The 13,714-nt window shown below is 69.3% G+C and carries 13 protein-coding genes and 1 pseudogene; 8 read left to right on the top strand and 6 right to left on the bottom strand.

Features of this window, described 5'->3' with window-relative positions:
• Nucleotides 1-110: 110 nt before the first annotated feature.
• Nucleotides 111-2,636 (top strand): FHA domain-containing protein, encoded by a 2,526-nt coding sequence (locus IE97_RS0133225; protein ID WP_030248875.1) that lies wholly within the window; start codon nucleotides 111-113, stop codon nucleotides 2,634-2,636.
• 94 nt (nucleotides 2,637-2,730) lie between these two features.
• Here the strand turns inward: IE97_RS0133225 and IE97_RS0133230 are convergent, their stop codons facing one another.
• Both IE97_RS0133230 and IE97_RS40985 read right to left on the bottom strand, forming a co-directional pair.
• Nucleotides 2,731-3,474 (bottom strand): transglycosylase SLT domain-containing protein, encoded by a 744-nt coding sequence (locus IE97_RS0133230; RefSeq protein WP_030248878.1) that lies wholly within the window; start codon nucleotides 3,472-3,474, stop codon nucleotides 2,731-2,733.
• Nucleotides 3,475-3,926: 452 nt separating this feature from the next.
• Nucleotides 3,927-4,325 (bottom strand): annotated as a pseudogene (locus IE97_RS40985) (SDR family NAD(P)-dependent oxidoreductase); the annotation flags it as partial.
• Nucleotides 4,326-4,492: 167 nt separating this feature from the next.
• Here IE97_RS40985 and IE97_RS0133235 point away from each other — a divergent pair.
• The 3 genes from IE97_RS0133235 (at nucleotide 4,493) to IE97_RS0133245 (ending at nucleotide 6,670) form a co-directional block, all read left to right on the top strand.
• Entirely contained in the window at nucleotides 4,493-5,638 is a 1,146-nt protein-coding gene (locus tag IE97_RS0133235; protein WP_030248882.1) for a GAF domain-containing sensor histidine kinase, read from the top strand.
• Nucleotides 5,631-6,272 carry a response regulator gene (locus IE97_RS0133240; RefSeq protein ID WP_030248887.1) on the top strand — a complete coding sequence of 214 codons (642 nt, stop codon included), beginning with the start codon at nucleotides 5,631-5,633 and terminating at the stop codon, nucleotides 6,270-6,272. The genes IE97_RS0133235 and IE97_RS0133240 overlap by 8 nt, the downstream gene beginning before the upstream one ends.
• 155 nt (nucleotides 6,273-6,427) lie before the next feature.
• Nucleotides 6,428-6,670 (top strand): chaplin, encoded by a 243-nt coding sequence (locus IE97_RS0133245; RefSeq protein WP_030248892.1) that lies wholly within the window; start codon nucleotides 6,428-6,430, stop codon nucleotides 6,668-6,670.
• Between the two features lie 341 nt (nucleotides 6,671-7,011).
• On the opposite strand, the gene IE97_RS0133250 is transcribed toward IE97_RS0133245, so the two are convergent.
• A complete protein-coding gene (locus IE97_RS0133250) occupies nucleotides 7,012-7,797 on the bottom strand; it encodes a hypothetical protein (protein ID WP_051705214.1) in 786 nt (261 codons plus the stop codon).
• A gap of 163 nt (nucleotides 7,798-7,960) precedes the next feature.
• Between IE97_RS0133250 and IE97_RS0133255 the strand changes: the two genes are divergently transcribed.
• The 3 genes from IE97_RS0133255 to IE97_RS0133265 all read left to right on the top strand — a co-directional run bounded on the left by IE97_RS0133255 (nucleotide 7,961) and on the right by IE97_RS0133265 (nucleotide 10,371).
• On the top strand, nucleotides 7,961-8,758 hold the full coding sequence (locus tag IE97_RS0133255) for an ABC transporter ATP-binding protein (RefSeq protein WP_030248899.1): 798 nt from the start codon (nucleotides 7,961-7,963) through the stop codon (nucleotides 8,756-8,758).
• A gap of 96 nt (nucleotides 8,759-8,854) precedes the next feature.
• Nucleotides 8,855-9,286: an NfeD family protein gene (locus IE97_RS0133260; RefSeq protein WP_030248904.1), complete on the top strand. Its 432-nt coding sequence runs from the start codon at nucleotides 8,855-8,857 to the stop codon at nucleotides 9,284-9,286.
• A gap of 131 nt (nucleotides 9,287-9,417) precedes the next feature.
• Nucleotides 9,418-10,371, top strand: coding sequence for an SPFH domain-containing protein (locus tag IE97_RS0133265; protein ID WP_030248907.1), 954 nt, complete (start codon nucleotides 9,418-9,420; stop codon nucleotides 10,369-10,371).
• 113 nt (nucleotides 10,372-10,484) lie between these two features.
• Here the strand turns inward: IE97_RS0133265 and IE97_RS0133270 are convergent, their stop codons facing one another.
• The 3 genes from IE97_RS0133270 to IE97_RS0133280 form a co-directional block, all read right to left on the bottom strand.
• The gene (locus tag IE97_RS0133270) at nucleotides 10,485-10,991 is read right to left on the bottom strand and encodes an HNH endonuclease (protein WP_030248910.1); all 507 of its coding nucleotides are present in this window, start codon (nucleotides 10,989-10,991) and stop codon (nucleotides 10,485-10,487) included.
• A gap of 209 nt (nucleotides 10,992-11,200) precedes the next feature.
• Nucleotides 11,201-11,740 carry a YbhB/YbcL family Raf kinase inhibitor-like protein gene (locus IE97_RS0133275; protein WP_030248915.1) on the bottom strand — a complete coding sequence of 180 codons (540 nt, stop codon included), beginning with the start codon at nucleotides 11,738-11,740 and terminating at the stop codon, nucleotides 11,201-11,203.
• Between the two features lie 40 nt (nucleotides 11,741-11,780).
• Nucleotides 11,781-12,563, bottom strand: a complete 783-nt coding sequence (locus IE97_RS0133280) for a sporulation protein (RefSeq protein WP_030248918.1) — start codon at nucleotides 12,561-12,563, stop codon at nucleotides 11,781-11,783.
• 145 nt (nucleotides 12,564-12,708) lie between these two features.
• Here IE97_RS0133280 and IE97_RS0133285 point away from each other — a divergent pair, with 145 nt between their 5' ends.
• The gene (locus IE97_RS0133285; RefSeq protein ID WP_030248923.1) at nucleotides 12,709-13,350 is read left to right on the top strand and encodes a DNA-3-methyladenine glycosylase; all 642 of its coding nucleotides are present in this window, start codon (nucleotides 12,709-12,711) and stop codon (nucleotides 13,348-13,350) included.
• Nucleotides 13,351-13,714 lie beyond the last annotated feature (364 nt).

Here is a 13,714-nt window from a genome sequence, read left to right on the forward strand (position 1 = left end):
GCCCGACTTTCGGTCACGGGTCCGCTCCTGAAATAGTTCCACCCGATGTTCGACATCCCTAGACTCCCCATGTCGGGGGCAATTCGGGGGACAACTCAGTGGGGCATGGAGTGCCGGAACTCGTACTGGAATCAAACGGACGTACCTGGGCGCTTGATCCGTCCAGGGCATACTCCCTCGGACGTGATCCGCAGGGGGACGTAGTCTTCGAAGACGCAAGGGTCTCCTGGCGTCACGCCACGGTCAGTTTCAACGGCAGCAGTTGGGTCATCGAGGACAACGGCAGCACCAACGGCACGTTCGCGCAGGGGCAGCGGATCCAGCACATGGTGCTCGGCCCCGGCTCGGTGGTGAACCTGGGCAACGCCACCGACGGACCGCGCCTGAACCTCTCCGGCGCCGCGGCCTCCGTCGCCACACCGCAGGCCCACCCCCAGCAGCCGTACGCCGCGCAGGGCGCGAACGAAGGCTGGGCCCAGCATGCCCCCGCCCAGCAGGCCCCGCACCAGCAGGCCCAGGCCGGCTGGCAGCAACAGCAGCCCCAGCAGCAAGCGGCCCGCATCCCGCAGCAGCAGGGCCCCAGCGATGCCGCGGGGGCGCCGCCGGCCCACGGCGACCGCAGCCCGACGACCTTCTACCAGTTCTCCCTCGGCCGCGTGATGCGCATCGGCCGTGCCCTCGAGAACGACCTGGTCGTCTCCGACCTCCAGGTCTCCCGGAACCACGCGGAGTTCCACGCCACGCCCGACGGCCGCATGGAGATCCGCGACCTCGGCTCGCACAACGGCACGTACGTCAACGGCCAGCCGATCCCCAAGGGCGGCGCGCAACTGCTCGGCCCGACCGACGTCGTCGGCGTCGGCCACTCGACGTTCCGCATCGTCGGCGACCGGCTCGAGGAGTTCGTCGACACCGGTGAGGTGTCCTTCTCCGCCCGCCACCTGACCGTCACGGTCGGCGGCGGCAAGCAGATCCTCAAGGACGTCTCGTTCGGCGTCCCCGAGAAGTCGCTGATCGCGGTCATCGGCCCGTCCGGCTCCGGCAAGTCGACCCTGCTCAAGGCACTCACCGGCTACCGCCCGGCCGACCAGGGCGAGGTCCTCTACGACAACCGGAACCTCTACAAGCAGTTCGCCGAACTGCGCCAGCGCATCGGCCTGGTCCCGCAGGACGACATCCTGCACAAGGAGCTGACCGTCAAGAAGGCCCTCAAGTACGCGGCCAAGCTGCGCTTCCCCGCCGACACCACGGTGACCGAGCGCGAGGCCCGGATCGACGAGGTGCTGCGCGAGCTCAAGCTCGACATCCACAAGGACAAGAAGGTCACGTCCCTCTCGGGCGGCCAGCGCAAACGCGTCTCGGTGGCACTGGAGCTGCTCACCAAGCCGTCGCTGATCTTCCTGGACGAGCCCACGTCGGGCCTCGACCCGGGCATGGACCGCGACGTCATGCAACTGCTGCGCGGCCTCGCCGACGACGGCCGTACGGTCCTCGTCGTCACCCACTCCGTGGCCGAGCTGGCCCTGTGCGACAAGCTGCTGGTGATGGCGCCCGGCGGCTCGGTGGCCTACTTCGGCCCGCCGGAGGAGGCGCTGAACTTCTTCGGCTACGACAGCTGGGCGGATGTCTTCTCCGCCTTCGAGAACTACCGCGACTACGACTGGGCGGGCCGCTGGAAGGGCTCACAGCACTACCAGATGTACGCCGCGGACATCGACGCCGTCGCACCGCAGTCCGTACAGGCCGCGTCGATGCCGGCGATGAAGCCGCCGAAGCCGCAGGGCTGGATGTCCCAGTTCGTCACACTGGTCCGGCGCTACGTCTCGGTGATCGCGTCCGACAAGGGCTTCCTCGCCCTGATGGTGATCCTGCCGGCGGTGCTGGGAGCCGTGAGCCTGCTCATCGACGCGGACCGGGGCCTGCTGCCCAACCCGGCCAACCCCCGGACCGGCCGGATCATCCCGAACGGCACGGCCACCACGGTCCTGCTGATCCTCGCGGTCGGCGCCTGCTTCGCGGGCGCGGCGAACTCGGTCCGTGAGCTGATCAAGGAACGGGTCATCTACGAGCGGGAGCGCGCGACCGGCCTGTCCCGCTCGGCGTACCTGATGTCGAAGGTGTTCGTGCTCGGCATGATCACCGTGCTGCAGGGCCTGCTGGTCGGCGTCATCGGCTTCTCCAGCCGGGAGATCCCCGAGGAGGGGCTCGTCTTCGGCAGCGCCACGCTGCTTGAACTGTCCGTGCCGATCATGGCGCTGGGCTTCACGTCGATGATGTTCGGTTTGATCATCTCGGCGCTGGTCAGGACCGCCGAGAAGACCATGCCGCTGCTGGTGATGTTCGCGATCATCCAGGTCGTCTTCACCGGTTGCCTGTTCACGCTGCACGGCTCGATCGGCGCCAACCAGTTCTCGTTCCTGATGCCGTCGCGCTGGGCGGTCGCCGCCTCCGGTGCCACGCTGGACTTCAACAAGATCAGCCCGCCCGAGACGGCCGGCGACAACGACCCGCTGTGGGAGCACACGGTAGGCGCCTGGGTCATGGACATGGGCGCGCTGCTCGCCCTGGGTGTGATCTGCGGCTTCTTCGTGGCCCGCTTCCTGCGTCGCCACGAGCCGGAGGTCATGCGCAAGTAGTCACCGCTCCGCCACGCCCGAAGGGCGGCACCCCGTCAGGTGGGTGCCGCCCTTAGGCGTTCCGTTCAGCGAAGCAGAGAGGCCCGCGCCGTCCTCAGTACGCGCTGTTGACGTTGTCCATCGAGCCGTACTTGTCGGCCGCGTAGTTGCAGGCGGCGGTGATGTTGGCGACCGGGTCGTAGATGTCCCAGGAGGTGCCGGGGACGTGCCAGGTCTTGAAGGTCGGCGGGATGACCTGCAGCAGACCCTTCGACGGGATGCCGTTGATGGCGTTGATGTCCCAGTTGTTGATCGCCTTCGGGTTACCCGAGGACTCCCGGATGATGTTGCGCTTGATGCCCTCGTAGGAGCCGGGGATCCCGTGCTTCTTCATGACGTCGAGCGACTCGCGGATCCAGCCGTCGAGGTTGTTCGGGTAGGTCTTCTTGGCGGCCTTCTTCTTGGCGGCCTTCTTGGCCTCGGCGCGCTCGGCGGCGCGGCTCGCGGCCTCCTTGGCCTTGCGCTCGGCCTCGGCCTTCTTCTTCGCGGCCTCGGCGGCGGCCTTCTTCTTGGCGGCGGCAGCGGCGTCGGCCTTCTTCTTCGCCTCGATCTGCTCCGCCTTCAGGCTGGCACCGGCCATCTGGTCGGTGACACTCGCCTTGACGTCCTTGATCTGCTCCGTGCTGAACGCCACCGCAGCCGGCTGAGCGGCCTCGGTCGTGGTCTTCGTCGACGCACCGCTCGGCACCGCGGAGAACCCGATGGCGGCGGCGCCGAGGGTGGCGACACCCGCCATGGCGATCTTGTGGTGACGGGTCAGGGTGCGACTGTGGCCACGGCTGAAGATGTTCTTGGGCATGGTGGTTCTGGACCTCTTCGAATAGCGCGGGAGTCGCTCGGCGTCCGGCGTTGGACTCGGTGTGTTTCCGACACGAACGCCGCGGAGGTGAACCCACGGCGCTGAGCGACGGCAGCCATTCTTAGCGGCCGCAAAAATGCGTGGCAAAGGTGTGACGTACGAAAGGAGATAGTGGATCAGGGAGGGGCAAATCGGGCCAGACTGGACCATCTGCGCCGCTCAAAAGGCCCGACTTGTCTCCTACGTCCTTTCGTACGTGACGTGTGTCCTATGGGCGGGGTCACATGGGGCCCGGGCCGGTCTCACCGCAGGTTGCACAAGCGATGCTCTGTGTGAGGGCTTTTCGCGGCAGTACGAGGTGCATGTCGCCGAACTCGTGCCACAGGCAGCGGCCTTGCGGCGCGGCCTCCGGCTCGTGCAGGCAGGTCAGCAGGGAACCCGCACGGCCGGCGTCATCGGGCCTCGTCCACCATGGCCGGAGCCCCGTACCGCCCACTCGCCGGCCGCTCGTCCAGCAGCCGCAGGAAACAGACCCGCAGCTCCGGCTCCTTCCACGGCGAGCACCGCCACCAGATGGTCCGGCGCCGCCTTGGACACCCCGTACCCGCCCCACGTCGCGTACGCCTCCGCCGCCGCGCCCGAGCCGACCGCGGCGACACTGCCCACCCGCGAGGCCCGCAGCAGCGGCATGCCTCCTGGACCAGCCCCGGTCCCGCCACCAGGTTCACCTCCAGCGCCCGGCGCAGCCCCTCCAGGGACAGCTTCGCCAGCAGCCCAGCGGCTCGGCGCCCAGCGCGCTCGCGTGGTGCACCAGCAGGTCGACGCCGCCCCAGCCGCCCCGCCGCCGAGACAGCCGCGGACCACCGATGTCCCTTCGCCCTACGCCACGGGCCCGCCACCCCCGGACCCACGCCCCACCACCCGCCCGCCTCGGCCCCGCGACCTAGGCCCACCGGACCGGGCGCCCGCGACCACTGGTCCGATCCGCGCTGTCACGGCCCGCCGGTACCGTGAGGACATGAGCCACGGTCCCCGGTCCGGCCTCGCCGCGGTGAGTTCCGCGTTGCTGGCCATGAGCAGGCATCTCGAGGTGCGCGACGTCCTCAAGACGATCGTCGCCTCGGCCCGTGAGCTGCTCGACGCGCAGTACGCCGCGCTCGGCGTGCCGGACGACCACGGCGGCTTCGCCCAGTTCGTGGTCGACGGCGTCAGCGAAGAACAGTGGAAGGCCATCGGCCCCCTCCCGCGCCAGCACGGCATTCTCGCCGCGATGCTGCACGAGGCCAGGGCCGAGCGCCTCGCCGACGTCCGCAAGGACCCCCGCTTCGAGGGCTGGCCGAAGGCCCACCCCGACCTGGTCGACTTCCTGGGCCTGCCGATCCGCGACGGCGACGAGGTCATCGGCGCGCTGTTCCTGGCCAACAAGAACTGTCCGAAGCCGGACGGTGGTTGCGGCTTCACCCAGGACGACGAGGAACTGCTCGGCATCCTCGCCCAGCACGCGGCGATCGCCCTCACCAACGCCCGCCTCTACGAACGCAGCCGCGAACTCACCATCGCCGAGGAGCGCTCCCGCCTGGCCCACGAACTGCACGACGCGGTCAGCCAGAAGCTCTTCTCCCTCCGCCTGACCGCCCAGGCCGCGACCCGCCTGGTCGACCGCGACCCGTCCCGCGCCAAGGGCGAACTCCAGCAGGTGGCCGCCCTGGCCGCCGAGGCCGCCGACGAACTGCGTGCGGCGGTGGTCGAGTTGCGCCCGGCGGCCCTCGACGAGGACGGCCTGGTCGCCACCCTGCGCACCCAGATCCAGGTCCTCGACCGTGCCCACACCGCCCGCGTGACCTTCGCCGGCCGTGGTGTGAAGGCCCTGCCGGCCTCCCAGGAGGAGGCCGTCCTGCGGGTGGCCCAGGAGGCCCTGCACAACGCCCTGCGCCACTCCGGCGCCGACCACGTCGACGTGACCCTGGACCGCCGCGGCAGTGGAGCCGTCCTGCGCGTCACGGACGACGGCAGCGGCTTCGACCCGAGTGCGGTCCGCCGCGCGGGCCGCCATCTGGGTCTGGTCTCCATGCGAGACCGGGCGAGCGGAGCCGGCGGCACGCTGACCGTGGAATCGGCGCCCGGCAAGGGCACCACGATCGAGATGGAGGTCCCCGGTGGCTGACGCGATCAAGGTCCTGCTCGTCGACGACCACCAGGTGGTCCGCCGGGGCCTGCGTACGTTCCTCGAAGTGCAGGACGACATAGAGGTCGTCGGCGAGGCGGCGGACGGCGCCGAAGGCGTCGACCGCGCGGAGGAGCTGAAGCCCGACGTCATCCTCATGGACGTCAAGATGCCGGGCATGGACGGCGTGGACGCCCTGCGCCGGCTCCGCGAACTGGACAACCCCGCACGCGTGCTGGTCGTCACCAGCTTCACGGAACAGCGCACGGTGGTACCCGCCCTGCGCGCGGGCGCCGCGGGTTACGTCTACAAGGACGTCGACCCCGACGCCCTCGCCGGAGCCATCCGCTCGGTCCACGCCGGGCACATCCTCCTCCAGCCGGAGGTCGCCGGCGCGCTGCTGTCCCAGGAGGGGGCCAACTCGGGACCCGGCCGGGCCGGTTCACTCACCGACCGGGAGCGCGAGGTCCTCGGCCTGATAGCGGACGGCCGCTCCAACCGGGAGATCGCCCGTGCCCTCGTCCTCTCCGAGAAGACCGTCAAGACCCACGTCTCGAACATCCTGATGAAACTCGACCTGGCCGACCGGACGCAGGCAGCCCTGTGGGCCGTACGCCATGGCGTGACGGGCTGACACCTTCACCCCACGTCCCACGGAAGGTTCCATTCCAGGATGAGATTCATACCGTCGTGGGAATGTCCCCCAGATGGCGCATCCTCAGTGGATCTCCGCCGTTCTCCAGTGCGTGCTGCGGCGCCTGCCGCGGCAATCGCAAGGAGGGCTCAGAAGTGAAGAACCTGAAGAAGGTCGCGGCCGTGACGATGGTGACCGGTGGCCTGCTGGCCGCGGGCGCGGGTGTGGCCTCCGCCACCAGCGCGCACGCCGACGGCAAGGCCGTGGGCTCCCCGGGCGTCGGCTCGGGCAACGTCGTCCAGGCCCCGGTGCACGTCCCGGTCAACGTGTCCGGCAACAGCGTGAACGTCGTGGGCGTCCTGAACCCCGCCTTCGGCAACCTCGCCGTCAACCACTGACACCCCACCTCCGTCTCCAAGCCGAAGGTGACCACCGGCCTCCCGGCCCCACCCGGGAGGCCGGTCAACCGTTCACGGGCTGGCTGCTGAGCTGCGGGCGGTCGTGCCGCTGGGGCAATGGGGGTCCACCTTGCTCGAGCGAAGTCGAGAGCTTGGGGGCGGGCGCAGGCGGACCCCGCCGCCCGAGCTGCGGGCGGTCGTGCCGCTGGGGCGGCACGGGCGGGCGATGGGGGTCCCCCCTGCTCGAGCGAAGCCGAGAGCTTGGGGGAGGCACCCCGCCCCGCCGGGCTGCGCGCCGCCCCGACCTCAGCACCAGCGCCCAGCACCTGCACAACAAACAGTCACCGGACCCCCCGCTCACGCTCCTCCACAACGGAGTTGTACGCCGCGACCTGCGCCCTACGAGCCGTCCGCTCCACCGGCCGCAACGCCTCCCGCCGAGCGGACATCTCGGACGAACTCACCGCACCCCCGTGCCCACTCTCGGTCGCCACAGCGATGAGCGTCCCCACCCGCTGCGCCAACTCCAGCACCCGCACCGCCCGCGACGGATACCCCGGAGCCAGCACCTCCCGCCCCCGCTCGGCCCGAGCCCGATACGCATCGACCGCCGCCTCCGCCACCGGCCCCGACCCGGCCACGTCCAGCCGCGTGAGCACCTCGGTCGCCTCCCGGAGGGCCTCCGCGAGCTCCCGCTCCGCCTCACCCAGCGACGGGACATCCGCAGGCGGCGCCTCCCGTACGGGCAGCACATGCCACACGACCTCGACCTGCACCCCTTCAGGTCCGGCCTCGTAGACGTCCGGCACCAGCCCCAAGGCGGCCCCGTGGCAGACCACCGCCTCCTCGGCCTCCAGCGCCCGCGCGTTGAACTCCGGCGGCCCGCTCAGCCCCAGCGGATGCCCCGGCGCGGGCAGCGCGACCCGCAGCCCGGACACCCCGAGCCGCCGCAGCCGCCCCAGCGCGAGCGTCAGCCCAACCTGGCCCGACTCACCTGGCAGCCCCTCCACCCGGTGCACCGCGTCCTCGCCGACGATGGCGAGTACAGCGTCATCCGGTGAGACAAGTCCGGCCAAAAGGGCATTTCCCCAAGCTGCGAGACGTCCAGCGCGCGGTTCCGTGAGCATGCCCTCAACCCTAGGGTCCTTCCAAGAGCCGGACCGAGGGAACGCCCGGTACGACCGGTGGCGTAGATTTCATGGAGGGCTGCGCCCACAGGCGCGGCGGACCGAGCCACAGGCGTACGCGACAGCCGAGACCGGCCACACTGCAAGGGGAGACAACGCGCTCATGAGCGATGTTCTGGAGCTTCAGGACGTATCCGTGGTCCGCGAGGGCCGGGCTCTGGTGGACCAGGTCTCCTGGTCGGTCAAGGAGGGCGAGCGCTGGGTCATCCTCGGCCCGAACGGCGCCGGCAAGACCACCCTCCTCAACCTCGCTTCCACCTACCTCTACCCCAGCTCGGGCACCGCCGCCATCCTCGGCGAGACCCTCGGCAGGCCCGGCACCGACGTCTTCGAGCTGCGCCCCCGCATCGGCATGGCCGGCATCGCCATGACCGAGAAGCTCCCCAAGCGCCAGACGGTCCTGGAGACGGTGCTCACCGCCGCCTACGGCATGACCGCCACCTGGCACGAGGACTACGAGGAGATCGACGAGCAGCGCGCCCGCGCCTTCCTCGACCGCCTCGGCATGAGCGACTACCTGGAGCGCAGGTTCGGCACGCTCTCCGAGGGTGAGCGCAAGCGCACCCTCATCGCCCGCGCCCTGATGACCGACCCCGAGCTGCTGCTCCTCGACGAGCCCGCCGCCGGCCTCGACCTCGGCGGCCGTGAGGACCTCGTCCGCCGCCTCGGCCGCCTCGCCCGCGACCCGATCGCCCCCTCGATGCTCATGGTCACCCACCACGTCGAGGAGATCCCCCCGGGCTTCACACACGTCCTCATGATCCGCCAGGGCAAGGTCCTCGCCGCCGGCCCGCTGGAGCTCGAACTCACCTCCCGCAACCTCTCCCTCTGCTTCGGGCTCCCGCTCGTCGTCGAACAGGTGGGCGAGCGCTGGACCGCCCAGGGCCTCCCGCTGTCCTGACCCGACCCCGGCACCCCACAAATCCCAGAGCAAGAACGGCATTTCACACCGCGGGCGCCCTGTCGGCGACAGGGCCCGCGGACCTACCATGACCTCGTGGAAATCGACGCATGGCTGTGGTGGCTGATCGGCGCGACAGCGCTCGGCATCGCGCTCGTGATCACCGCGATGCCCGAACTCGGCATGCTCGCGGTGGGCGCGATCGCCGCGGCAGTGGTCACGGGCGTCTTCGGCGGCGGAGCCGTCGCCCAGGTCGTCGTCTTCGCCGTCGTCTCGACCGCGGGCATCGCCGTCGTACGACCCATCGCGAACCGGCATCGCGCCCAGCGACCCGAACTCGTCTCCGGTGTCGACGCGTTGAAGGGCAGACAAGCCGTCGTCCTGGAACGCGTCGACGCTTCCGGCGGCCGGATCAAGCTGGCCGGAGAGGTCTGGTCGGCCCGCGCCCTCGACACCGACCGTGCTTACGAAGTAGGCCAGGAAGTGGACGTCGTGGACATCGAGGGAGCCACCGCGATCGTCATGTGACCTCGCACGACGCAACTGAGGAGAACCTCTCGCGAGGTACGCGACGGTCTGTCAGACTCGTCCAGCAAGATCTTCGACAACCATAAGATCTGCCGAAGGCGCCGAGGCGGAGAGAGGTACGGGGAACGACGATGGAACCGGTCATCATCGTCCTGATCATCCTGGTGGTGTTGGTCTTCATCGCCCTGATCAAGACGATCCAAGTCATCCCACAGGCCAGCGCGGCCATCGTCGAGCGCTTCGGCCGCTACACGCGGACACTCAACGCGGGGCTCAACATCGTCGTCCCGTTCATCGACACCATCCGCAACCGCATCGACCTGCGTGAACAGGTCGTGCCCTTCCCGCCGCAGCCGGTCATCACCCAGGACAACCTGGTCGTCAACATCGACACCGTCATCTACTACCAGGTGACCGACGCCCGGGCCGCCACCTACGAAGTCGCCAGCTACATCCAGGCGATCGAGCAGCTCACCGTCACCACGCTGCGCAACATCATCGGCGGCATGGACCTGGAGCGGACCCTGACGTCCCGCGAGGAGATCAACGCGGCCCTGCGCGGCGTCCTCGACGAGGCCACCGGCAAGTGGGGCATCCGCGTCAACCGCGTCGAACTCAAGGCGATCGAACCGCCCACCTCCATCCAGGACTCGATGGAGAAGCAGATGCGCGCCGACCGTGACAAGCGCGCCGCCATCCTCCAGGCCGAAGGTGTCCGGCAGTCCGAGATCCTGCGCGCCGAAGGCGAGAAGCAGTCCCAGATCCTGCGCGCCGAAGGTGAGGCCAAGGCAGCCGCCCTCCGCGCCGAGGGCGAGGCCCAGGCCGTCCGCACCGTCTTCGAGGCCATCCACGCCGGAGACCCGGACCAGAAGCTCCTCTCCTACCAGTACCTCCAGATGCTCCCCAAGATCGCCGAAGGCGACGCCAACAAGCTCTGGATCGTCCCCAGCGAAATCGGCGACGCCCTCAAGGGCCTCTCCGGCGCGATGGGCAACTTCGGCGGCATCGGCGGTGGCGGCAACTCAGGCGCGTCAGGCGCGGCCGTACCGCCCCAGGAACGCCGCGAAAAGCCGTCGATCGACTGACAGCACCAACAACGCAAGTTCCCCGCACCCCAGTTGCCAGGGGCGCGGGGAACTGCGCGAACCACCACACTCAACCCGCAGTCGGCGGACCACCAACGCCCCACGGCGACTGGTCACGCCGCATCCAGCACCAGCCAATCAGGCAGCGCCGCGAAGTCCTCCTGAGCCAGAGCCAACAGCATCGCATCGGCAGGCGTCGGCTCGAACGGCTCCCGCAGCAGCGGCATGCCCGCCTCATCCGGAGTCCGGTTCGCCTTACGGTGATTGTCCTCCGCACACGAGGCCACCGTATTCAGCCACGTGTCCTGCCCACCCTGCGACCGCGGCACCACGTGGTCCACGGTCGTCGCCCGCCGCCCGCAGTACGCGCACCGGTGCCGGTCCCTGACCAGCACACCCCGCCTCGACCACGGCGCTCGTCTTCGGAACGGCACCCGCACGTACTGGCACAGCCTGATCACACGCGGCGCCGGTATGTCGACCGCGGCTCCACGCATCCGGAGCTCGGGGTGGGCCTGCTCGACGACGGCCTTGTCCTGAAGCACCAGAACGACGGCTCGGTTCAGCGTCACCGTCGACAGCGGCTCGAAGCTCGCGTTGAGTACCAGCGTGTCCCGCATACCAGCCCACCTCCCGTGTGCACCGGCCCACCCCCTGGCGGGCTGGGATAACTCTGGCCGGGCACGCCGAGATGGACAACGCAATATCTGCTGCTCCCACGGGGGGTGACCCCCGCGACCCCCGGCAACAAAAATGCCCGCTCCTGATCAATTCCAAGACCAGGAGCGGGCAAACGTTGCATGAACGCCGGGATGGCCCGGCGGGTCACTCAGCCTTCGGCAGGCACCTCGTACTCACCGATGAGCTGGGCCCGCCCGATGGTGTGGAACCGCAGGTTGAAGCCCACGGCGGCCGGGCTGGCGTCCGAGTCCGGACCGAGCTTCTCCTGGTCCACGGCGTACACCGTGAACACATACCGGTGCGGCCCGTCCCCGGGCGGCGGCGCGGCTCCGCCGAAGTCCTTGCTGCCGTAGTCGTTACGAGCGTGGACCGCTCCCTCGGGCAGCCCCGCGAACGCGCCGCCGCCCGCACCCGCCGGCAGCTCGGTCACCGACGCCGGGATGTCGAACAGCACCCAGTGCCAGAACCCGCTGCCCGTCGGAGCGTCGGGGTCGTAGCAGGTCACGGCGAAGCTCTTGGTCTCGGGCGGGAAGCCCTCCCACCGCAGATGCGGCGAGGTGTTGCCGGCCGCGTGCACCTGAGCGTCCTGGAGCGTCGCACCCTCCTCGACGTCCTTACTCGTCACCGTGAACGACGGTACGGGCGGATGGAAGTCGTGGGGGAGCGGCCGCCGCTTGAGCTCGGTCACCTCGGTACCTCCTGATCGGTTCGTGCAGTCGCCCCCGAGCCTAGAACCAGTTGCGCTTGCTGCCGACCTCGGACAGCCACTGGTTGAGGTAAGCGGTCCAGTCGGTCCCCTGGTAGTCGTTCAGACCCACCTGGAACGACCGGAAGGTGTCGCTGCCCTCGCTGAACAGACCCGGCCTCTTGTCCATCTCCAGCACCACGTCCATGGCCTGCTCGTCGGCCACGAAGCTCAGCTCGACCTGGTTCAGCCCCCGGTACTGCTGCGGCGGGTAGAACTCGATCTCCTGGTAGAACGGCAGCCGCTGCCGGGTACCCCGGATCACACCGCGCTCCATGTCCGCGTTCTTGAACCGGAAGCCCAGCTGGATGAACGCGTCCAGAATCGCCTTCTGCGCCGGCAGCGGGTGCACGTTGACCGGGTCCAGGTCACTGGAGTCCACGGCCCGCGCGATCTCCAGCTCCGTGGACACTCCGATGTTCATGCCGCGCAGCGCCTGCCCGTCGATCATCGTGATCGGCGTCTCCCACGGGATCTCCAGCCCGAACGGCACCGCGTGCACCGCGTTCGCCCGCAGCTCGAACGCACCGCCCAGCCGCGACTTCGTGAACTCGATGTCCTGCTTGTACTCCTGGTCCCCGCTCTCCACCTCGACCTTGGCCTGCAGCCCGACCGAGAGCCCCTCGATCTGCTGGTTCACGGACCCGCCCTGGATCCGCACCTCACCCTGGACGACACCGCCCGGCACGACGTTGACCTCGTGCAGCACCGTCTCGACCGAAGCCCCGCCGGCCCCCAGGCTCGCGAGCAGCTTCTTGAACGCCATGTCTCTCCCTCTCGCCCACTACGGGTGGATCCCTGATCCCTACAAACGCGATCCGGCCGTGGCCGGTTCCATGCCCTCACCCTGGCAAGGCCGGTGCCTGCTTGCCACCCCGCCGCGCCACCCGTCTCCAGTACCCTCGGACGGCATGATCGCGACCCCCGACCGTACGCCCCTGCCCAGGGAGTTCTTCGACCGGCCCGTCCTCGATGTCGCCCCCGACCTGCTCGGCCGCATCCTGGTCCGCACCACCCCGGACGGTCCGATCGCCCTCCGCATCACAGAGGTAGAGGCCTACGACGGTGAGAACGACCCCGGGTCCCACGCCTATCGCGGCCGCACGGCCCGCAACAGCGTCATGTTCGGTCCGCCCGGGCACGTCTACGTCTACTTCACCTACGGCATGTGGTTCTGCATGAACCTCGTGTGCGGTCCCGAGGACAAGGCGAGCGCTGTCCTCCTCCGCGCCGGGGAGATCATCGAGGGCGCCGAACTGGCCCGCACCCGTCGACTCTCGGCCCGCAACGACAAGGAACTGGCCAAAGGTCCGGCCCGTCTGGCCACGGCCCTGGGGGTGGACCGCTCCTTGGACGGTACGGACGCGTGCACGCCCGAGGACACCCCTCTCCGCATCCAGACCGGCACCCCCGTGCCCTCCGACCAGGTACTCAACGGCCCCCGCACCGGCGTGGCCGGCGACGGAGCCGTACACCCCTGGCGCTTCTGGATCGCCAACGACCCGACGGTGAGCCCCTACCGGGCACATGTCCCGAGGCGCCGCCGAAGTTGACGCGTCCCCGCAAGGTGCGTAATGTGGCCCGAGCCGCTGAACCGGTTACGGCGTTTCGCCAGCAGCCGGAAGCGGCCAACCCACTACCTAGTCACTCCCCTCAGCAGGGGCGAATTCGGCGTGCCCGCATGCCTGAATTCGGCGCTGACGGACTCGATTATGAGTTGGACGGCGAATCGGCTAACGTAGTGAATGTCGAAAGGCCGCCGAGCGAAAGCCAAGGCCTCTCGGTAAAACCCGCCGACAGGGAATCGGATCGGAAAATGATCTGATAGAGTCGGAAACGCAAGACCGAAGGGAAGCGCCCGGAGGAAAGCCCGAGAGGGTGAGTACAAAGGAAGCGACCGTTCCTTGAGAACTCAAC

It is taken from the genome of Streptomyces sp. NRRL S-455, from assembly GCF_000717875.1.
GTDB lineage: Bacteria > Actinomycetota > Actinomycetes > Streptomycetales > Streptomycetaceae > Streptomyces.

Bases quoted from the DNA above. Each gene is read 5' to 3' on its own strand.
- IE97_RS0133285 (WP_030248923.1), top strand. From the start codon at position 12,709: ATGATCGCGACCCCCGACCGTACGCCCCTGCCCAGGGAGTTCTTCGAC.
- IE97_RS0133235 (WP_030248882.1), top strand. From the start codon at position 4,493: ATGAGCCACGGTCCCCGGTCCGGCCTCGCCGCGGTGAGTTCCGCGTTG.
- IE97_RS0133230 (WP_030248878.1), bottom strand. From the start codon at position 3,474: ATGCCCAAGAACATCTTCAGCCGTGGCCACAGTCGCACCCTGACCCGT.
- IE97_RS0133255 (WP_030248899.1), top strand. From the start codon at position 7,961: ATGAGCGATGTTCTGGAGCTTCAGGACGTATCCGTGGTCCGCGAGGGC.
- IE97_RS0133270 (WP_030248910.1), bottom strand. From the start codon at position 10,991: ATGCGGGACACGCTGGTACTCAACGCGAGCTTCGAGCCGCTGTCGACG.
- IE97_RS0133250 (WP_051705214.1), bottom strand. From the start codon at position 7,797: ATGCTCACGGAACCGCGCGCTGGACGTCTCGCAGCTTGGGGAAATGCC.
- IE97_RS0133280 (WP_030248918.1), bottom strand. From the start codon at position 12,563: ATGGCGTTCAAGAAGCTGCTCGCGAGCCTGGGGGCCGGCGGGGCTTCG.
- IE97_RS0133265 (WP_030248907.1), top strand. From the start codon at position 9,418: ATGGAACCGGTCATCATCGTCCTGATCATCCTGGTGGTGTTGGTCTTC.